The organism is Anabaena sp. CCY 9402-a, assembly GCF_963920945.1.
Taxonomy (GTDB): domain Bacteria; phylum Cyanobacteriota; class Cyanobacteriia; order Cyanobacteriales; family Nostocaceae; genus Trichormus; species Trichormus minutissimus.
The window spans coordinates 67,423-87,483 of record NZ_CAWUDL010000003.1 but is presented as its reverse complement, the minus strand read 5'-3'; the positions used below and the strand labels follow the sequence as shown (position 1 = coordinate 87,483).

At 39.7% G+C, this 20,061-nt stretch carries 16 protein-coding genes; 5 read left to right on the top strand and 11 right to left on the bottom strand.

Features of this window, described 5'->3' with window-relative positions; all coding sequences use genetic code 11:
• The first annotated feature begins 164 nt into the window (after window positions 1–164).
• Window positions 165–2,405 (top strand): dynamin family protein, encoded by a 2,241-nt coding sequence (locus tag ACM0OR_RS02280; RefSeq protein WP_323265329.1) that lies wholly within the window; start codon window positions 165–167, stop codon window positions 2,403–2,405.
• A 206-nt stretch (window positions 2,406–2,611) separates the two neighbouring features.
• On the opposite strand, the gene ACM0OR_RS02275 is transcribed toward ACM0OR_RS02280, so the two are convergent.
• The 4 genes from ACM0OR_RS02275 to ACM0OR_RS02260 all read right to left on the bottom strand — a co-directional run bounded on the left by ACM0OR_RS02275 (window position 2,612) and on the right by ACM0OR_RS02260 (window position 6,704).
• Window positions 2,612–3,499, bottom strand: coding sequence for an alpha/beta hydrolase (locus ACM0OR_RS02275; RefSeq protein ID WP_414574829.1), 888 nt, complete (start codon window positions 3,497–3,499; stop codon window positions 2,612–2,614).
• A 275-nt stretch (window positions 3,500–3,774) separates the two neighbouring features.
• Complete coding sequence (locus ACM0OR_RS02270) at window positions 3,775–4,518, bottom strand: hypothetical protein (protein ID WP_414574828.1); 744 nt, start codon at window positions 4,516–4,518, stop codon at window positions 3,775–3,777.
• A gap of 790 nt (window positions 4,519–5,308) precedes the next feature.
• The gene (locus tag ACM0OR_RS02265) at window positions 5,309–5,893 is read right to left on the bottom strand and encodes a Uma2 family endonuclease (RefSeq protein WP_414574827.1); all 585 of its coding nucleotides are present in this window, start codon (window positions 5,891–5,893) and stop codon (window positions 5,309–5,311) included.
• Window positions 5,894–6,065: 172 nt separating this feature from the next.
• Window positions 6,066–6,704 (bottom strand): peroxiredoxin, encoded by a 639-nt coding sequence (locus ACM0OR_RS02260; RefSeq protein WP_190702906.1) that lies wholly within the window; start codon window positions 6,702–6,704, stop codon window positions 6,066–6,068.
• Between the two features lie 399 nt (window positions 6,705–7,103).
• Here ACM0OR_RS02260 and ACM0OR_RS02255 point away from each other — a divergent pair, with 399 nt between their 5' ends.
• The 3 genes from ACM0OR_RS02255 to ACM0OR_RS02245 all read left to right on the top strand — a co-directional run bounded on the left by ACM0OR_RS02255 (window position 7,104) and on the right by ACM0OR_RS02245 (window position 10,936).
• A complete protein-coding gene (locus ACM0OR_RS02255) occupies window positions 7,104–8,816 on the top strand; it encodes an extracellular solute-binding protein (RefSeq protein WP_414574826.1) in 1,713 nt (570 codons plus the stop codon).
• A gap of 51 nt (window positions 8,817–8,867) precedes the next feature.
• Window positions 8,868–9,593 (top strand): hypothetical protein, encoded by a 726-nt coding sequence (locus ACM0OR_RS02250; RefSeq protein ID WP_414574825.1) that lies wholly within the window; start codon window positions 8,868–8,870, stop codon window positions 9,591–9,593.
• 221 nt (window positions 9,594–9,814) lie between these two features.
• Window positions 9,815–10,936: a substrate-binding domain-containing protein gene (locus ACM0OR_RS02245; protein ID WP_414574824.1), complete on the top strand. Its 1,122-nt coding sequence runs from the start codon at window positions 9,815–9,817 to the stop codon at window positions 10,934–10,936.
• A gap of 1 nt (window position 10,937) precedes the next feature.
• Here ACM0OR_RS02245 and hpsP read toward each other — a convergent pair whose 3' ends face one another.
• The 7 genes from hpsP to aat form a co-directional block, all read right to left on the bottom strand.
• Complete coding sequence (hpsP, locus tag ACM0OR_RS02240; RefSeq protein WP_414574823.1) at window positions 10,938–12,122, bottom strand: hormogonium polysaccharide biosynthesis glycosyltransferase HpsP; 1,185 nt, start codon at window positions 12,120–12,122, stop codon at window positions 10,938–10,940.
• 27 nt (window positions 12,123–12,149) lie between these two features.
• Window positions 12,150–13,325, bottom strand: coding sequence for a hormogonium polysaccharide biosynthesis glycosyltransferase HpsO (hpsO, locus tag ACM0OR_RS02235; RefSeq protein ID WP_414574822.1), 1,176 nt, complete (start codon window positions 13,323–13,325; stop codon window positions 12,150–12,152).
• Between the two features lie 32 nt (window positions 13,326–13,357).
• Window positions 13,358–14,353 (bottom strand): hormogonium polysaccharide biosynthesis glycosyltransferase HpsN, encoded by a 996-nt coding sequence (gene hpsN, locus ACM0OR_RS02230; RefSeq protein ID WP_323265338.1) that lies wholly within the window; start codon window positions 14,351–14,353, stop codon window positions 13,358–13,360.
• 86 nt (window positions 14,354–14,439) lie between these two features.
• Complete coding sequence (gene hpsL / locus ACM0OR_RS02225; protein WP_414574821.1) at window positions 14,440–16,080, bottom strand: hormogonium polysaccharide biosynthesis protein HpsL; 1,641 nt, start codon at window positions 16,078–16,080, stop codon at window positions 14,440–14,442.
• Between the two features lie 59 nt (window positions 16,081–16,139).
• Window positions 16,140–16,883: a glycosyltransferase family A protein gene (locus ACM0OR_RS02220; protein WP_414574820.1), complete on the bottom strand. Its 744-nt coding sequence runs from the start codon at window positions 16,881–16,883 to the stop codon at window positions 16,140–16,142.
• Between the two features lie 207 nt (window positions 16,884–17,090).
• The gene (glmM, locus tag ACM0OR_RS02215; protein WP_323265341.1) at window positions 17,091–18,566 is read right to left on the bottom strand and encodes a phosphoglucosamine mutase; all 1,476 of its coding nucleotides are present in this window, start codon (window positions 18,564–18,566) and stop codon (window positions 17,091–17,093) included.
• 388 nt (window positions 18,567–18,954) lie between these two features.
• The gene (aat, locus tag ACM0OR_RS02210; RefSeq protein WP_323265342.1) at window positions 18,955–19,530 is read right to left on the bottom strand and encodes a leucyl/phenylalanyl-tRNA--protein transferase; all 576 of its coding nucleotides are present in this window, start codon (window positions 19,528–19,530) and stop codon (window positions 18,955–18,957) included.
• Window positions 19,531–19,656: 126 nt separating this feature from the next.
• On the opposite strand from aat, the gene ACM0OR_RS02205 reads away from it, so the two are divergent.
• Window positions 19,657–19,986: a hypothetical protein gene (locus ACM0OR_RS02205; protein ID WP_190702872.1), complete on the top strand. Its 330-nt coding sequence runs from the start codon at window positions 19,657–19,659 to the stop codon at window positions 19,984–19,986.
• Window positions 19,987–20,061 lie beyond the last annotated feature (75 nt).

Below are 20,061 nucleotides of genomic sequence, written 5' to 3'. Positions count from 1 at the left end.
TATAGAGAGAAGTGGTAATTTTTAAACGCCGAGGTTGAATGAAAGCTTTGTGTTTAGAGGTTAAAAAATTGTGATGCTCCCTTAACTACATATGAACACTGATAAAATTATCTGTGTTTATCTGTAGTTAAAAGTTTACAGACTAAACCTAGAATGAGGGGAATATGCCACAACAGGATACAAGATACAGAGACTTAGCAGAGGTTTTAAAATCTGCATCTACATTACTAGGTTTAGAACGCACATCACAACTACATCAAGATATTATTAATATTGGCAATTATCTGACTAATCCTAACTTTAGGGTTGCAGTTTTTGGCCCCTTTAATCATGGTAAATCAACGCTGTTAAATGCTATCTTAGGAACTCGCACGTTACCGATAGATTTAATTCCCACCACAGGCGCAGCTATTACTGTGAAATATGGTTCTGATGTCAGAACTCGCATCATGTTGGTAGATGGATCAGAAATCTATCGCAGTGGTACGGAAGTTTTACAACAATATGCAATCCTTGATGGTGATAGACAGATGCGAAAAGATGTAATATCTGTTGAAGTTTTTTGTCCTCATACTTTTTTAGAAACTGGTGTAGAGTTTATTGATTTACCAGGGACAAATGATCGGGATGAGCAGGATAATTTAGTTCGAGAGCAACTTTTCAGTGCTGATTTAGTTGTGCAGTTACTAGATGCACGCAAGTTGATGACTTTAGGTGAGCGGGAAAACTTGCGAGATTGGTTATTAGATAGGGGTATTAAAACAGTTATTTTTGTTGCTAATTTTATTAATTTACTTGACTCGGAAGAGCAAAAACAAGTGCAGAATCGGCTGCGGTTTGTTGCAGAAAGTTTCCGTGCGGAATTACCTCCTGGTTTTAGTAATTTATATCGTGTGGACGCTTTACCTGCTTTGCGCGCTAGATTAAAAGGTGATGTGGCGGCGGCTAGTAGTAGTGGCTTAGTGGCTTTTGAGACGGCTTTGCAAAATATTGTGAGTATTTTACAACAAAATCGGGGTGGTGTCAGGTTGCCAAGAGTGCAGGCGATCTCATCCCAAATTCAATTATCATTAAAAAATAAAATTGACCCTATTGCTAACGAATTTAAAGTTTTTGATGCAAAACAAAATGCCAAAATAGAAATTAAACAAAAAGCACAAAATCTGATCAAACAAGGCTTTAATACTAGTCTATATGAGTTAAGAAATTGGCTGTCTTTACCAAACTTACTAGCTAAATATCAAGCTGATGCAGCTGTTGCACTAGCAGAAAATAATTTTAAATCTTGGCAAAAAAATCAACTCAAAAAAGAACTCATAGAATTACAGTTAGCTGTAATGAAATGGCTATATCAAGCTTATGATTTTTTTAAGGAAGAACGACCTGAAGATTTATTAATTTCTTTCCCGCCAGAACCACAAATTACTTTACCATCAAAACCAGATAATACTGAAATATTAAGTGAACCTGGAGCAATGGCTGTAGGTGGTGGGATTGGTTGGTTATTAGGTGGGCCAGTAGGTGCTGCTGTTGTTGGGAGTATTTCTTATGTATTAAATAAAAATATTCAACAGTATGAAGAAAAATCAGCAAACGAATCATATCATCAACAAGTTGCTAAACTTTGTATAAATGCAACTGAAGATTATTTGTCTCAATTTAGTAGTCAAGCTTTATCAAAGTTATTTGAATTTGAACGTCACGCTGAAAAAGTGATTTACTTTAAAATTACTCAAGAACCCCAAGAAGTTAATCAACAACGTGAATGTTTACGACGACTGCAACAAGGATTTAATCAATTACTTGGTGAGTTAGAAAAAGCGAAAATTCCTTCTAACTATCAACCTTATATAGAAACGCCAAAAGTTAGTCAACCTCAACAAAAGTCTTCGCGCCAACAAGAACGGATTTATACTCGCCCACCTCAAGCTACTTATAACCCACCAAGACAGGAGAATACACCTAAGACTCCTGAAAAAAAGGTAGAATCTCCAAAACAACAAGTTTATTCTCCCCCACCACCACCAAAAACTACTCCTTCACCCAATCCCGCAGAGTTAGAAGCGAAGTTTCGTAACTGGGAAATGGATGAAGAAATAGCACGAATGAAAGCAGAAATGCGTATTCCTGGTTTTCAGAATAGTCAGCAGCAGACAAATCAAAGTAAGCAAGCACCTAAACCACCTCAAAGCCAAGTAGAAAAAGATAAAATTGCTCGCGCGTATAATATTTTAGGTTTGCCACAAAATGCAGCTTTTGCGGATATCAAACAGGCTTATAAAACTTTAGTTAAAAAATGGCATCCAGATTTATTTGTCAACCAACCTCAGATGCAAAAACAAGCTCAGGAAAAAATGCGTTTGCTTAATGAAGCTTATACAGTATTATCTACTGCTAAAAGTTGATTTATTTTGGATTTTTGACTATGGTCGCTTGCCAACAAAAACCGGGGTAGACCCCGGTATAAATTTACATTATGATTGCAGCCTAACTGTATTTGTGAACATTTGAGGGAGTCGCCAAGAAATAAGCGATCGCCTGATATGGTCTATTACCCTCTATTCTTTAAAAGAAGAAGCCTGCTCATCTAACACCAGTTGTCTCACTTGTGCTACTTCCTGCTCTCATGTAATTTTATTGAACTCACGTTCATCTGTTTCAAAATTGCTGTACATAGTGGACTATCCGCATCTAAAAAACCTTTGATTGCGGTAAAGTGATTTTCTTGAGGCTGTGGTAAGTATTCACCAGTCAATCCTTTTTCCTTCCATGTAGTCAGAAAATCTTGCGACTGTCGTTGAAATTCTGAAGTTTCTTCTCCTCCATAAGTTATGAGTAAAGAGCCAGCTTTTTCGGGAAGATTAAGCATAGGACTATTACGAAGAACTTCAGCCCAGGTTAGTTGTAGTTTGGGTTGTAGCCAGGTGTAGGGAAACGGCATCAAATCAAACAAACCGCTAATAGCACAACCACCTTTAATGATGTTATCTGGCACTCCATACTCGTTTTTCCAGTCTGTAGCCATGACCATTGCGGTTAAATGACCACCTGCTGAGTGACCAGCTACATAGATCCGATTGGGGTCTGCGCCAAAGCTTTCGGCATGATGATAAATCCAGGTAATTGCTGAACGATTTTGGCGGACAATTTCATCAATGGTCACTTTGGGACACAAGGCATAGTTGACCACCACGACTGTAACATTTGCAGCTACCAGACCTTGGGCGACAAAGTTAAAGTCTTTACTGCTTCCCATTATCCAATAGCCACCGTGGATAAATACCAAAATTGGAGAGTTTGGCTCTGTTGCAGGGAAAATATCTAAGTGTTCGGCTACGGTAGGGCCAAAAGCAACATTTAAATGGCAGCGTAGTTTGTCACGCACTTTAGCACTGTTTGTAGCATAAAAATTCATGTACGCAGGTATATCAAGGCCTAGTTCACCAGGATTGTACTGAAAATCTAGCTCTGTTTGAGTTTGAAAATTACGGTAAAGCATTAAATTTTTCTGATTTATATTTTATATGAGTTAAAAAACTGGATATTTGTTCAAAAGTCAGCACATCAAGGAATAGGCAGGAGAAAACAGCCCATAGGGTTGAACCGTAGAGCAGCAGCTGGCTTTTGATCGGTCAGAGCGCAATGCTGTTTATGCAGTAGCGATCGCCGTGAAAGAAGCGATGGTAGAAGGACTTGCACTTTGCAACCCTGTCATTCGGTAGAAAGCTTTGAACTCTTTACCATCGCACGAAGACTCAAAATTGAGCAGATAGCTTAGACAGGAATTAGCGATCGCTCTGATTGATAAACTCTAGCGAAGGGTTCTTGATAGGAATGAGTTGTAATATAGGCATGAAACTCATTGATCAAGTCAGCAAAATACTCAAACGCCACATCAATAAATTCTAGTATTTGCTGATGAATCTCCTCTGGCACTTCAATCTCTGCCATTACTTGCAGAGAAGCAGGAGTATGGAGAGTGTGAGTATTTTCTATGTGGTTGTGCCGCATTCCGAAATAACGGAACTCTGCTTCAACTAGTTCTTGCAGTTGTAGTGCCGCAGACATAGTTGAACGGAAAAAGACATTTGCTGTCACTTCAGAGACTTCTATGGCAACTAATTTGATAATCGGATGCGCTCCATGAGTATACCGCTCGAACAGAGGAAACATGGAACGGGAAACCTTAGTATGCTCACTCCAAATGAATCGCACCGCATCGCTAAACCGCATAGGATAGTCAATGCCCATCTTTTCCATGTCTTCCAATAACCATTGCCAATGGAAATGCTCTTCGTGGGTATGCACGTTGACCATATCTTGAATGTAATTGGTCGTTGGCTCATCTCTGAGAACTCTTTTGCACAACTCACTGAACTCCATTGCCAGTGGAGTAATTACAGGTGCAAATGCTAACCTCTGCCGGGGGTCAATTGTCTCGTCTTCCATATACTGAAAGAACGGCAACTGGGCGTACTCCTGGTTCTTCTTTTCGATCAACTCAAGAATTGATTTCATTTTGATGCTCATATCTTTTCCCGTTGGCAGAATAAACAAAGAGCTAGGCACTTACCAGTAATAAAATGCTTGACCGCCGCTTCTGCATTGAGTGCAAAAGCGTCAAAAATATATGGATTGTATAAAAAATATTTTTGATCCGGTAAGGCAGTAAGTCTTTGCGGTTTAAGTTACAGCCAAGCGGCTGCACCAACCCGAACGGCAGGGCATTTTATTTTTGGAGCTTGATCATACTTTTTAGCCTACATCACGATAATACATTATAAATACTTAAATTTATATAAAGATTAGGTCAAAAATGATAACTTTGGGAAAATTACATAAAATTGAAAGCTAACACCGCCTTTGAAAGGCAGGGCAAACGCTCCTAAATGTTGATGAGCCTAGATAAAAGTACATAAGTAACTAGGCACGAAAAAACAAAACTATGTGAAGACCATTAAAAAACTTCGCTAACGTAATTACGTTTTGTAACGAGGATTTTAATTAGGCATCAAAACCTGTGTATTTAAGTGGGGATGAAGCCAGAATTTCCTCTCACACCCTAGTGGTTGACTCAAATATGTATATGAGTAGAAAGTTATGTATGTTGAGCAAAAATAGAGACAGTCTGCTCACTTAGCTCACTTAACAGATATTATGTCAAACTCGCTTAAAGCATCAAGGGTGCTGGTGCAATCAAGGTAACAAATGGCAGACTGGAAGCCGCTAGTCGTGCATCTGCATTTTATGAAACCTTAAATTGCGATAAGTTTAAGGGTGTAGGGGTAGAAAGATTATTTCTTGAGAGTTACCAAATTTTAGACATATTCAAGACAAATCTGGGTAAAGCTGGATCTGCACTCACTTTATCAGGACTTTCTAAACATTCTTCTGGTTGACCTGGATGATATATATAAACTCGGCGATACTTGCGGTCAATCAACCAACCTAACTTTACCCCTGGCTCTTTCATATATTCAACCATTTTATCTTTCAGGGGTTGGAGGTTATCGCTAGGCGATCGCAGTTCCACTAAAAAATCGGGACAAATAGGTGCAAAGCTTTGTTGCTGTTCTGATGAGAGAGTATTCCACCGTTCTAATTTCATCCATGAAGCATCAGGAGAGCGTTTTGCACCCGTGGATAATGTAAAGCCTGTACTGGAGTCAAAACAAATACCTGTACCATCTTGTTCTGACCATACCCACAACTGTCCAAATATATTACCTCCTCGATACCCTGTCTCTGAACCTGTAGGCGGCATAATTGAGATTTCTCCTAATTTATTGCGCTCAATGCGTAATTCACGATTCACTTGACAGAACTCAAAGAATTGCTCGTCTGTCATTTGCATTGATGGCGGCATTTGTATCACGAAGGAAGATGACAGCATAAAATTTCAACAGCTGACTTTATTTTCCATTTTTACGTAAATACAAAAAAAACGCAAAGCTTCATCTTTGCGTCTTGTACATGAACTGACTTAAAAATTTACAAACAGTGGTACAGGTTTAAAGCTGGACTAGGCTACGCCCAATCATCTGTCACCTGTAACCTGTCACCTTTTATTTATTAGGCTGAGGAGTCATCCGCAAGTAGGGTTTAACTTCTTGATAGCCTTTGGGGAATTTTTCCTTCAATACTTCTGGATCTTTGAGCGAGGGTACAATTACACAATCGTCACCATCTTTCCAGTCGGCTGGGGTAGCGACGCTGTAGTTGTCGGTAAGTTGCAGTGAATCAATTACCCGCAACAGTTCATCAAAGTTGCGTCCGGTGCTGGGGGGGTAAGTAAAGGAAAGACGTAGTTTTTTGTTGGGATCAATCACAAATACTGAACGCACTGTAACAGATGCGTTAGCGTTGGGGTGAATCATGTCGTAAAGATCGGAAACTTTACGATCTGCGTCTGCCAAAATTGGATAGTTGAGGGTGGTGCTTTGAGTTTCTTCGATGTCGCCTACCCAGCCTTTGTGAGATTCTACATCATCAACGCTGAGAGCGATCGCTTTTACGTTACGCTTGTCAAATTCTGGTTTTAGTTTGGCAACTGTACCTAACTCAGTTGTGCAAACTGGTGTATAGTCAGCAGGGTGAGAAAACAGCACAACCCAGCTATCACCAGCCCATGCGTAAAAATCTATGTCGCCATGTGTAGACGCTTGTGTAAAGTTGGGTACTGTATCACCAAGACGGAGAGCCATATAAGATTCCCTGTAGTTAAATAAGGCTTATGTATTTTAGCGTGTCGTTTTGACACAACATCGGTTTCCCCATCGGCTTTTAGTTGTTTGTAACAAAATTTTAACTTTTGAGCCTTTAAGAAGTCTTTCCAGATGGGGAATAATAACTGACGGAATCTGATTATTGCATAAATACAATGTATTTGTTTTTTCTTAACTATGAAATAATGTGACAAATTTGCTGGAATAGTCTGGCAAATATTTGTAGTTTTTAGAGGTATTCGTATAATCTGAGTTAAGTTATACTTGTTACAAGCTTTACTTACATATATACGCTTTTTAGGCGGCTGATATTAAAATATTTGCTTGTAGTAGGAAATTGCAGAGATTACTAGGTAACTGACTTTCTGGGATAAATACATGATTCTCAAAGGGTCTTGGTCAATTACGCGTTTGACGGCAGCCTTTAGTTTACTGTTACTAACAGCTTGTAATAGTAATGCCAACTCTGATGATAACTTTACGGGTTTGAAAGTTAAGCTTTTGGTGGGTAGTGCCTTGGGTGATTTTTGCAACCAAGCCGCAAAGAATTTTAATGATACTCAACCGAAGTTAGATAATGGGACAGGGTTTCGGGTAAGTTGCGAAGCATTAGGTAGCGGCGATGTGGTGACAAAGGTGGTTACTTCAGCGACGCAACTGAAAAATGGGACTTTGCCAGCAGATGCACCAGACTTACCAAGTATTATTTCTCTGGATGGAGAGATATATCACAGTCAGCTAGTTTACCGAATTAACCAACTGTTTCCAGGACAAAATTATATTCCCGACATTACTGACGCACAGCTAATAGCAAACACGCCAATGGTGTTTATGGCGCAGCCGGATGTGGCTGGAGGACTAAAAAAAGTTGCTGACCCTTATCAAGCTTTGGTGACAGCGAAGACTCACCGGGATATTGACCCAGCCGCGCCGCCATTAACTGTTAACTATGTCCACACTGCGCCGACTCGTTCTAATTCTGGGTTACAAACACTAGTAGCTCAATATGTCAGTGTATCGAATAAGCGTCCTGAAGAGTTGACTGTTGCTGATGTGCAGAAGTTTCAGCCGCAAATTCAGCAAATCCAAAGCAAGATTACCCGTTATGGTGTCTCTACTAATTCTCTCGCCCAATCGATGGTGAAAAATGGGACATTTTGGGCTTCGGTGGGGTCTGTTTACGAGTCTAGTGTGATTGTGGCTAATTCTGGCTTGCAACCAGGACAGCAGCGTTATACAGCTGTTTATCCCAAAGTGACGTTTACTTCTAATATGCGGGCAATTGTGCCGAATACGCCTTGGGTGAGTGCAGATGAGAAGGCTGCTGCTGAGAAGTTTATCACCTATTGGCGATCGCCGGAAACTCAAAAAATTGCCCCCGATTTAGGTTTAAGACCAGGAACTCCCGGCGTCGCTTTAGGTGCAAAGTTTTCTCCTGATTTTGGTGTGGAATCTCAAGCCAAGTATGATTCCCTCAGACCGCCTAAACCAGAGGTGGTTGACGCTATGTTGAAATCTTGGCAGGAAGCCTCGAAGAAACCATCGTTAGTGGTGGTAGTTGTTGATTCTTCTGGTTCGATGGGGGGAAATAAACTACCAGCCGTCCAAAATACTCTATTAAATTACATTAATAATCTCGGTGTAAAAGAGCAGATTGCTTTGATTGATTTTGATTCGGAGATTCGTCCCCCAGTGTTAGTAGATGGTACACCCCAAGGGCGCGATCGCGGCCTGCAATTTATTAGTGGACTGAAGGCGGATGGTGGAACAAGATTATATGATGCTGCTTTACAAGCTCGCAATTGGTTACAGCGAAATCGTCGTCAAGATGCAATTAATGCTGTTTTAATATTGACAGATGGGGAAGATTCTGGCTCGCAAGTTTCTTTAGATAAACTATCAAGTGAATTGCAAAAAAGCGGTTTTTCTACTGACCAAAGAATTGGCTTTTTTACTGTTGGTTATGGGAAAGAGGGTGAGTTTAATCCGGATGATTTGAAGAGGATTGCTGAGTTGAATGGGGGATATTATTCTAAGGGTGATCCGGAAACAATTGCTCGGTTGATGTCAGATTTGCAGGTTGAGTTTTAAACGCAGAGGTACGCTGAGGGAAACGCAAAGGTACGCGGAGTTTTTTCTATTATGCTGAAATTAGCAAACCCAATGTTTTATCCGTTAGCTGTGTTAGCTGGAGGGGTAACTTTATTTGTAGGTGTGCGTTTAGGACAATTGCCAAGTCCATTTATGATACCTTTTGCTGCTGGTATTGCTGTTGCTGGGGCTAGTTTTTTAAAGTCTCGTGAACCAGAATTTTTAGAGTTAGATAATCCAGCATTGGAACGGGAAATTTTAGCAGTTAAAACATCGGCTTTGGCTTTAGCAAACCAAGCTAATGGACTAAATTTGGCAGCCCAAAAGCTGTTAAATGATACTTTTCAAATTGAACTATTGGCTACTGTTTCTATAAGTTGCGATCGCGCTGTCGAACTTCCAGGTAAAATTGATAAGTTAGTCTTTAATCTGCATCATACCAATTTACTCCTTTCTATCGAGACTTTACAACAGCAACTCACAGAAGTACAAAAGAAATTACCCTCTAGTTCTGGGGTGGCTCAACGACACCTCAATCAATTATCAGAGAGTCTCAAGCGCAATATACAGTTAGCACAAGAAGGTGAAGATAGTCGTCTAGCCAGGATTATTAATATTGCTACTTTAATACAAGATTTTGCAGGTGTATTGCAAAAACTGCAAACAAGATTACGTACATCTGATTTAACTGATTCTGAACAAATTAATGGGTTACAATTAATTGCCGATGAACTAAGTAGTCTTTCAGAAAACCTAGATTTAGTAGTACGACAATAATTTTGTTTTAGCGGTTGTTTAAAAAGTCGGAAGAGGTATGAATCAATTCACAATTCAAAATAAAAATGTCATTCTGACTGGAGCGGAGCGTAAGGTTCGCGAAGCGTTCCGTAGGAAAGAATCTCAATACTTGTCGGTTAAGCTAAAAACACTAAATCAGGTAGGTTGGTTTGAAATTAGGAAACCCAACATTTACATTTCCTAATCAAAAGAAAATAATTATGAAAACGAAAAAGTCTAAATTAAACCGCAAAAATCAACTTTTTACCTCAATCGCCATCATCTTAGCTGCATTAGGTTTAACCTATGTGCCGATTCCTGGTTTACAGCAAACTGTGGTAATTGTGAGTGGGACGGAACTACAAGAACCACTGCAAAAACTAGAAGCAAAATTTGAGCAGGAGAACCCAAATATTAAGTTAGAACTCAAGTTTCAAGGTTCTCAAGAACTAATTAATAATTATGTTAATCAGAAGAACGACTTTAAACCTGCGGTGTTAATACCTGCAAGTGGAGAAATTTTAACAGAATTGAGCGATCGCCTGCAAGCTACCAACAACATCGACCCATTTTATGATTCTCCCACACCAATAGCTAAAACCTTATTGGTAGCCATTGCTTGGCCACAACGGGGTAAAGTCCTGTTCCCAGATGGACGCTTCCAATGGCAAAAAATCGAACAAGCAATGCAAGCTAGTAACTGGGGAAAAATTGGCGGTGCTAATGACTGGGGTAGCTTTGATTTTGTCACGACAGACCCCACCCGTTCTAATAGTGGTCAGGTGACACTAAACCTATGGACACAAGCAAAATTAGGTACAAATATCAACCAAAATAGTTTTAATAACCCATCTGTACAGTCTTTATTTGGGTTGGTGAAAAAATCAGTCTATCAGCCACCCCGTTCTACAGATATTCTCTTGCAAGAGTTTATTACTAGAGGTCCCAACGATGCAGATGTGGCCACAGTATATGAAAGTATAGCTCTCTATCGTTGGCAACAATCAGGTGCTAATCAAGGTAAACCTTACCAAATCTACTATCTAAATCCCACCAGTGAGTCTACAGCTACAGCCGCAATTGTCCGCCGGGATGTTGATGGCGGAACAGCAAATGCAGCTAGGAAGTTTTTAGATTTCCTGACACAACCCCCACAACAAGCCGTTCTAGTTCAGCATGGTTTCCGTCCAGTGAATAATGCGGTTGATTTAAAAGCTGTACCTAATAGTCCTTGGAATCAAAATATCCCTGGTGCTGAAATTAAGCCAACTGTGCAAACCATCCCACCACCCAACACTCAGACAATTAGAGAAATTCAGCGTCTCTGGGAAAGAGCAAATTAATTCACTGATTCGTAATAATTTCTTGATAGGCTCGGATAGTTTGTTTTGCGATCGCATTCCAGCTAAAATTTTCTAGGGCATACTTTTGAGCATTTAATCCCCGACGCTGACATTCTTGAGGATTTTGCAAAGCCTCTTGTAGCAAGTCTACCAACGATGATACATCTGTTGTTCCCACCCACCCTGATTCACTATCACGCACCTCTTGCCAAATATGCACTTGGTCGGAAATAACTACAGGTTTTCCGGCTACCATAGCCTCAGCTACGGCAATACCAAAGTTTTCATAATAAGAAGGCAAGACAAATAAATCAGCTGCTTGCAGTAGACTAGTTTTTAATTCACCACTGACAAAACCTGTGATGGTTGTGTGCGATTTTAAAGGTGAATTATCGATTTGTTCTTTAATTTTGCGTTCATAATCTGGGTCTTGGGGACTTGCACCAGCTAAGACAAAATGAAAGTTTGTGCCAGATGCTAATAATTTTTCTAATGCTGGAATTAGCAGGTTTAAACCTTTTTTTGGGTCAAGTCGTGACATAAACAGCACTAAAGGTAAATCTTTTGATATACCTAAATTATTATTTATCAAATCTCTCCCATTTTTAGGTAAAGATTTAGGAGGAATCACACCTAAAGGAATCACCAAATCTCGTGTAGCTGCACCAAATCTTTCTGAGATTTTTGCCTCTTGTTCACTTGTAAAATGAATCGCTGCTGCTTTAGCTAAATTACGCCGTTCAATAATTTCTACATACAGCTTTTTTAATTGTTTTTTCTTCAGTAAATCAGACGGATCAAGCGTTCCTAAAGGACGTAAAATATAAGGTAATTTTTGTTGGCTACATACAACCGCCGCCGCACTACTCACCGGAGAGAATAAAGCATGAATATGTGCTAAATCAAAATCTTTAGCGTAAGTTTTTAACCAATTTAGTAAATCCAAAGAAAATTTATAACGCCGAAATGGCGCACAGCGAAAATAAATAATATCATAGCCATCTTGTTTTATAGGTACATTTAAAGGTACATCCAGAGGTTTTTGACCATTATCACCATTACTATCTGTAGTTAGTACCGTAACTTCTACCCCTTCTTTAGCCAAAGCTGGTGCTAGTCCTAGCACCATTTGACTAGGGCCACCATAGATTAAAGAAATCGATGGAACAATATGTAAAATTTTCATTTTATTTAATTTTTATTGATTATAATTCTAATGACTATTGACTAACTCCTGATAAAACTCAAATTGTTGCTTGGCTAAAGCTTTATTCGTATATTTATCCATTGCTTTCTGATAACCAATTTCAGCCAAATTATGAGCCAAATCTGGTTTTTCCATAAGCTGTAATAAACAATTAGCTAAAGCTTGAGCATCACCTTCAGGAAATACCAAACCAGCGTCACCAATTACATAAGGTATTTCCCCCGAATCAGAACCAACCACAGGTACTTTACAAGCCATAGCCTCAATTAGTACATGACCAAACTGTTCTTTCCAACCAACAGAAGTGAGAGTTTTAAATTTGTATGTAGTTTCTGAAGGCAAGACTAAGGTACTCATTAAATTAATGTAGTTGGGGACTTCATCATGAGGCACACTCTCTACGAAAATCACCCTATCTTGAATATTATTTTCTGTAATTATTTTGACTAATTCTTCTTTTAAAACACCTCGTCCCAATAGTAGTAGTTTCCAATGTTTATTTTTTAAAGTAATTAATGATTTTAAGAGTGTTAATAAACCTTTTTCTGGAACAAAACGCCCTACGAAGCCCACAATGAAATCTTTGGGTGTGATACCCAATTTAGCAGCTAGTTCTGGTTGTGCTTGAGGAGTAAAAAGATTTTCATCTACACCCAATTGCGGCATGACTTTAATTGCACCTTGATAACCCCTTTGTTGTAAAACTTCAGCCCCATCCTGATTACCAGAGATGATACCGTGGCTGTGGTTAAGGTTATATTTTTCTAATAAAGCAACTGGTAGTTTTAATTCGTAAGGTAAATTCCACCAAGTAAAAAAGATATTTTTTGCCTCCAGTCCTAATAACTGATTTAAGACAATCATCTGAGTATAAGCCAGACTCCTAGAACCTTGTTCTACTTGGATAATTTGGGGGCGGAACTGTCGCAATAAAGATATTAAATCAGCACCGAAGGTAAGTAGACCTTGATGGTTTTGACTAAAATTAGAAACCGGAACTATTCTAAATGCACCTTCATCTCTATATTGGGTGGCAATAGTTTTATTTTGTACACCACCAGGTTTCCAAACTTTAGGAACTACAACTGTCACCTCAATACCAGGTTGCAGTTGAGATAAAGCCCGAAGTTTTTCACAATTGAGGTCTACGATATAGGTATGACTGGCAACTAAAATCTTCATTTATGGGGGTTTTAATTTTTAATTTTTAATTTTTAATTCCCCGTAGGGGTTGACTCTTGATCAAGACGACTGTAAATTTGCCCATCATCCCAATTAGATTGAATGACAGTTCCCAAAGCTTTGAAGAAACCCAAGATATAGAATACACCACGAGTAGCAATTTTTATAGGTGAGCCACTCTTATGACAAGGGGGACGACCAAGGACGTGACAATCAAATAAACGGGCGTATAAACGTAAAGATTGGCTAGCAGTAAGGTTTTTCAGCCCCATCAAAAAATGATTGTGATAGAAGGTCATTTGATATTTGAGCGATCGCATACTAATATCATGACAGCCTCCTGTTTCTTCCCCCAGATGGACTAAATTAGCTTCTGGGTCATACCAAATCTTATACCCTGTCTGCCGTAACCTCAGACAAAAATCTGATTCTTCCCGCACTGCACTACCGCGAAACCTCTCATCAAAGTGCAGTCCGTATTTAGTGAAAATTTCCCGGCGGAAGGACATATTGCAACCCCTGGCTGTCAGAACTTGTTGGGGCTTAATGGTGTGTACTAAGTCAATGTGATACCAAGCTATTCCCGCGTCCATCGCCTCTGGGGGTAGATATTCAATCTCAAATTCTCCCCCAGAATCACCTAATTTCATTCTGTCAAATACCCGTCCAGCCACCGCCCCTATTTCTGGGTTTTGTAGATAGTTTTTGGCATGAGATGAGATATAGTTGGAGGTTAACTTGACATCATCATCAATAAAAATAATTATTTCCCCAGATGCCCGTCTGACACCATAGTTCCGCGCACCCGGTAAACTTGCCCAGTTCAGTTTAAACCATTTAATTTTTTCTGCTGCTGCTAGTTCTTCCAAATAATTTTGCACTTCTGGTTGGTGTGTTGGTGACTGGTCTACTACCAAAACCTCAAAATTTGGATAATCTTGATTTAAAACATCTGCAACGCTATCTCTTAATGCTTCTTCTCTACAGTATGTAGGAATAATTACAGTGATTAAAGGCTGATTATTCATATTTTTGATGATAAATGAAGCTATCAAAATTTAAGTTTTTTTCTGGTCATATATCCGCACAAACAGGTCAGACTATTTTTTCAACATCAAACACTTTTTCCTTTTTCTTCAAGTGCTTCATTTTTCCTTTCTTGTTTATCCAGTATTGGTAATTTGAAAAGAACTCCAGCAAAAAACCAGTAATATACAGCTACTGGATCGACATCTAAAGGATAGTAGTAAGTGTTGTAACTGATAAACAATATAAACACCCATATAGCAGCTGCGTAAGTACGGAAACTACGGTTTTTTATCGAACGATACGTTTTAAAGGCTGTAACCGTCAGGGTAGTCACTAAGGCGACAAAACCCAATAATCCCACAATGCCAACTTCATACAGCACTTTGGGATAGTAGGTTTCCACCAACTTAGTTCCACCTAAACTGCGAGCCGAGTTAGTAGCCCTTCCCAAACCACTGCCTATGGGAGTCTCTACAGTTTTCCAGTTCTCTTCAAATTGTTGGACGATAAATTCCTCTGGTGGTGAAGCGTCCCAACGACCAGATAAACTATCAACCCTTTCTTGAACTACAGCAGGGTTAGTGACCATTGCAATTCCTAAGATGGCAGCCAAGCCTATACCAATGGGAATAAAGCGTTTGAGGTTGGCAATTTGACCTGTGAGTATTAGCAACAACATAAAGCACGTTGGTACTAAAGCTAGTGCAATTCTCTGCCCCGAAACAACGGCATTAATAAATACCGTTGCCAATGAACCTAAACTGATTGCACGCCAAATGAAAGAGGGGTCAGAGAAAGCCGCAGCAAAGGCTAAAAAGGTACTAGAAATTAAGAACCATGCCCATTGCCAAGGAGCAACAAATGTTCCCGGTAAGCGAATAATTCCTTGGCTAGGACTATAAACTAGAGAACCACCAAAATAACAACGTGCGTCCAGGGTGGCTTTGAATAGGTCAGCACCTGAAGCATTTCTAGTACCTTCACAGATCCCTGTATACAATAGTCCGTATTGAATAATACCTAATGCTCCACATATGAGGATCGCGCTTACCTGGAGGCGAGATAAGAAGAGAAAATCCTGTTTGTCACGAATTAAGTAGTAAGCGCAACCAATCAAAGGGACATACCCTAAAAATACTTTTAGTCCCAAAATACCCATACCTATAGGTATTTCGCTAGTAGCTCCTTGGAATGGCCCCACACTAGGTGGGTTTAGTTGCTGTCCACCATTGATAAACAGCAACGTCAACATACACAAGCCAAATAAAATAAATAGTGGAGTTCTGATAGCAGAGGGCAGAATTAGAGGTAGTTTCTGCTTACGACAAGTTTGCCAAATTGCGATTAAAGCAGGCAAATAGAACGAGTCCTTAGCAAGTTGTAAGATAGGACTGTTCCCAATGTAGTAAGTGATTGTACCCCCAAAAGGTACGTAAACAAGAAAGGCAAAAAGAGCTAACCTTGGATATTTGTAAGATATAGACATCACAATAATTCCCAAAACAGTGGGAACTGCTGCCTTAATTCCTACAGTTAAAAACAGCAAGATACCAACAAATAAGCTGACGAAAGAAACGGTAGTCAGTAAACTAATTAGTTCTTTCCGCGCTTGAGTCTCTTTCCGCTTTTTGGCTAACCTGTCTTTTAGGCTCAGGGTTGGCGTTTCTTTCTGTGGTTGCTGTGTTGATTTTTTAGCACGTGATGACTTGGATTTTAATTTTGGCATAGGTGCGTTTTAGCCTATCAGCCTTAGAAAAAGTATATTTTTGACCTAATAAATTCAGATTACGGTAAGTTATATAATCCAAATTCCTCTCTCATCGATTGCGTAATCTTTTTACGATTAAAAATGTTGAAAGTTAGCTTTGTGCGATCATAGTAAAGATTTTCTCCTGTTTCTAATATATAAATTGCACCGGGAAATGGTAATGGGCTAATAGGTTGGGCTTTGTCTGTCAAAATATCTTTAACTTTGGCATGATCTAGATAATATTTATAATAGCCATATCCACGGTTATATTCTGGGTGTTCTGGTAAAAAATTTAAATCATATCGCAAAATATTACAACTACCACACATTCTATAAAAGTTATTTCTTTTACTATATATATAGTCACTACCTTCTTGATATTTATAACCTTGATTGATAAACCATCCATTACTGTGAGGATTGTTTTTGACAAACTCTGCTAACTTTCTGCTGATACAATCATCGGCATCTAATGCCATAGTATGAGTAGGAGCAAATTGTTGGGCATATACTAATCCTTGCAGGATTTTTCTTCCTTTATCTGTGCGTCCACGATTGATATAAAGGGACTCTTTATGGTCTGAAAAATCAACTGTCAAGTATGTTATGTTAGGGTGATGAAATTCTATTTCTGGTTGCTCGTTGCAAACCACAATTACCCGGAAATCTGGCGAAGTTTGATGACAAACTGATTTAATACATCTTTCAAATAAATGTGTAACACGCTCCCATGATTTTGAAAATTCTCGACCTTTAAGTGGGATAACAAAAACAAGCATATTGTTACCTTTTATAAGTACCGCAATAGTTAACGCGTAAATAATAACATAGTAACAATTAATGTCCCGTCGCTGAGATATATATGAAGAAGTCTTCTCATGTATCCTGCTATACGCAAATCATCCTGGCTAATTATCCCATTTCTCCGCAATAGAAATGTTGCTGAGAAATGGGGCAACAACCAAGATTGGTGGAATCACAGAAACTTAGATGGCAAGGTGTTGCTGTACTTGTGTTACTAGTTCATCTGTCCAGTAGTTAGCTAGTTCTGCGCTAGCCGCTTCTACCATGACTCTAATCACTGGTTCTGTACCAGAAGCCCGGACTAAGATTCTGCCAGAATTGCCCATTGCCGCTTCCGCAGAGGCGATCGCTTTCTGCACAGGTTCGCAATCTTGCCAATTCAAACGGCGATCGCGATCTGTCACGCGCACATTCCGCAACAATTGGGGATAGGTATCAAAACTTTGGTCTACCAATTCCGCTAAAGAAACACCAGCCTGTTTCACCAAAGCAGCTATGTGTAAGGCTGTTAGTAACCCATCCCCAGTCAAACCATAGTGTCGGCAAAGGATATGACCAGATTGTTCACCACCTAACATCCCTCCCGTTTTCAGCATTTCGGCTTGCACGTATTGATCACCTACTGCTGTGCGAATTAATTGCCCACCTTGTTGTTGCCAAGCCCTCTCAAAGCCCAAGTTAGCCATGACTGTAGATACAATCAAGTTATCTGGTAATTGTTGCTGTTGCTTGAGATTTTGTCCCCAAAGATAGAGAATGTAATCACCATTGACTGATCTGCCAGTATGATCTACAGCCAAAACGCGATCGGCATCGCCATCAAAGGCGAACCCTAAGTCAGCGTTATGTTCTTGAACGGTAGCTTGGAGAATGTCTAAATGGGTAGAACCGCAGTTAACATTAATGCGATCGCCATCGGCTTCATTATGCAAGCAAATGACCTCTGCCCCCATTTCTTGAAACACAGCAGGTGCTAACCCCACAGATGCACCCCACGCTAAATCTAAAACAATCTTCATTCCCTGAAGATTGCCAGCATTTTCTAAGGGTTTTTGTAAAGCTTCGCCATAATTTTTAATTAATTCCAGACGTGAGTAATGCCGTCCGCAATGATTCCCCTCGCCTGTAACTGAGGTACTACCACGCAATCCATCTTCAATTTTTTTCTGTAACGCTAGTGATAACTTAGTACCTTCTGCCCCAAAAATCTTAATCCCATTATCTTCTGGTGGATTATGGCTAGCAGAAATCATCACCCCACCTATGGCTGCACTGATGCTAGTCAGATAAGCGACGCAAGGAGTAGGACATAATCCTAAATACCAAACTTCTATTCCTGCGGCTGTTAACCCTGCACTCAATGCCATCGCCAACATATCACTAGAGTTGCGGGAATCCTGTCCCAAAATGATCGGTCCATCCCGATCAACATGGTCACGTAGAACTACACCAGTCCAGAAACCGACTTGCAATGCCAACGGCGCACTTAGCAATTCTCCGACTTTGCCACGAATCCCATCTGTACCAAACAGGGGATTTGCAGGCAAAGATAGTAAATTCAGTGCATTATTCTGCTCAAATCCCTTACCTAACTTTTCAACTTCAGAAGCAGAAATCACTCGAATGTTGCTTTGAGTTCGAGTTATTGATGAAACCATATGCTTAAACACCCCACACACTCACACAGGAGATTATCACTTTAAAGGTTATTTAACAATTTATAGTCAACGTTCTTTGCTTTGCTTTTATGATAATTATTTTTCTTTGTTATTCAGAAATTTTTTACTTCACTTCTTAGGGAATTTTACTGAGAAAATAACGAGGTTTCGGGAATTTTTTACATCTCAATATACCTGCCTAACTAAGATGCTCCCAAGTGTAACTCCTGATTGCGGTATTTACCAGGGCAAATTTGTTAACTTCACAAAATTTTTTTTAAAGAAGAGGTGAATAGTCATTAGTAGGTAGAGACGTTGCACTGCAAAGTCTCTGATAGACGTGATTATTTTGGCAAATTATCTGATCCGAACCGTATTGCTTACACCCTCAGAGCAGAGTGCAAGGATTCAACAATGCTTTTTGCAGTAGAATTTGATAGTCTTCATCATTGATGCAATAAGCACCAAACCTTTCCAAATGGGGGTTCATCATTTGAGCATCAAACAGAACAAATTGTCTTTGGCGTAATCTTTCGACTAACTTGACCATCCCTACTTTAGAACCTTCGGGAATCAGGTAAAACATCGATTCGCCAATGAAAGCACCACCAATGACAATGCCTAAAATACCCCCAGCGAGTTTGTCACCTTGCCAAGTTTCAAAACTATAAGCAAAGCCAGCTTCGTGCAGTAATAAGTAAATCTCTGCTAATTCTGCGGAAATCCAGGTGGTTTCTCGGTTAGAGCAACCGGCGACTACAGAGTGAAAATCACGGTTAATCGCCACAGTAAACCGTTCTTGATTTAAGACACGCTGCAAAGACTTGGGGTAGCGAAATTTATCATCTAAAGGAATCAAAGTGCGATCGCGACTTTTGTACCATCCCAGTCCAGTATCGTCATCAGCCATGAGAAAATAGCCTTGAGCATAGCCTTGTATAATAGCGGCAAGATCATATTGCATAGATAAAACTAAAAATAAACATAAAAAAACAAGGCAGAAAGCAGAGAAGCAGGGGAGGAAATTTTACCCCAATGCCCTACGCCCTATGCCCCATACCCAATGCCCCATACTGTGCGTTTAAGAACGATGACACAACCAATACCACCTATCACCCTACCACCCTCAGACAATCCCCACCTCGAAGGTGAATGGTTACAAGAACGTTTGCTGCGGTGGCTGGATACAGAATTTATTCCAGAAGCAGTTAATCAAAAGATTGCTCAACGCGCTGCACAGATTTTTTTGCGTCAAAGAATGGAAGGGGAAAATGACCTTGGTTCTCTAGTGATTGCCATTGTCACAGAGATGCAGGCGTTTGATTTTTCCAAAAGCTTTTATGGAGAGTTTGCGATCGCTAACGCTGTCAGCGATCTACTCTTAGAAAGTCTGGGTATCGACCGTTGTTGCGGACAATAAAAGAAAGTCTACAGTCAAAAGTCCAAAGTCAAAAGCTCATGTCTGGACTATTGACTAATGACTATTGACTAAATA

Bases quoted from the DNA above. Each gene is read 5' to 3' on its own strand.
- hpsP (WP_414574823.1), bottom strand. From the start codon at position 12,122: ATGAAAATTTTACATATTGTTCCATCGATTTCTTTAATCTATGGTGGC.
- ACM0OR_RS02280 (WP_323265329.1), top strand. From the start codon at position 165: ATGCCACAACAGGATACAAGATACAGAGACTTAGCAGAGGTTTTAAAA.
- ACM0OR_RS02275 (WP_414574829.1), bottom strand. From the start codon at position 3,499: ATGCTTTACCGTAATTTTCAAACTCAAACAGAGCTAGATTTTCAGTAC.
- ACM0OR_RS02265 (WP_414574827.1), bottom strand. From the start codon at position 5,893: ATGCTGTCATCTTCCTTCGTGATACAAATGCCGCCATCAATGCAAATG.
- ACM0OR_RS02270 (WP_414574828.1), bottom strand. From the start codon at position 4,518: ATGAAATCAATTCTTGAGTTGATCGAAAAGAAGAACCAGGAGTACGCC.
- glmM (WP_323265341.1), bottom strand. From the start codon at position 18,566: ATGGTTTCATCAATAACTCGAACTCAAAGCAACATTCGAGTGATTTCT.
- ACM0OR_RS02205 (WP_190702872.1), top strand. From the start codon at position 19,657: ATGACACAACCAATACCACCTATCACCCTACCACCCTCAGACAATCCC.
- ACM0OR_RS02250 (WP_414574825.1), top strand. From the start codon at position 8,868: ATGCTGAAATTAGCAAACCCAATGTTTTATCCGTTAGCTGTGTTAGCT.
- hpsO (WP_414574822.1), bottom strand. From the start codon at position 13,325: ATGAAGATTTTAGTTGCCAGTCATACCTATATCGTAGACCTCAATTGT.
- ACM0OR_RS02260 (WP_190702906.1), bottom strand. From the start codon at position 6,704: ATGGCTCTCCGTCTTGGTGATACAGTACCCAACTTTACACAAGCGTCT.
- hpsL (WP_414574821.1), bottom strand. From the start codon at position 16,080: ATGCCAAAATTAAAATCCAAGTCATCACGTGCTAAAAAATCAACACAG.
- hpsN (WP_323265338.1), bottom strand. From the start codon at position 14,353: ATGAATAATCAGCCTTTAATCACTGTAATTATTCCTACATACTGTAGA.
- ACM0OR_RS02245 (WP_414574824.1), top strand. From the start codon at position 9,815: ATGAAAACGAAAAAGTCTAAATTAAACCGCAAAAATCAACTTTTTACC.
- aat (WP_323265342.1), bottom strand. From the start codon at position 19,530: ATGCAATATGATCTTGCCGCTATTATACAAGGCTATGCTCAAGGCTAT.
- ACM0OR_RS02255 (WP_414574826.1), top strand. From the start codon at position 7,104: ATGATTCTCAAAGGGTCTTGGTCAATTACGCGTTTGACGGCAGCCTTT.
- ACM0OR_RS02220 (WP_414574820.1), bottom strand. From the start codon at position 16,883: ATGCTTGTTTTTGTTATCCCACTTAAAGGTCGAGAATTTTCAAAATCA.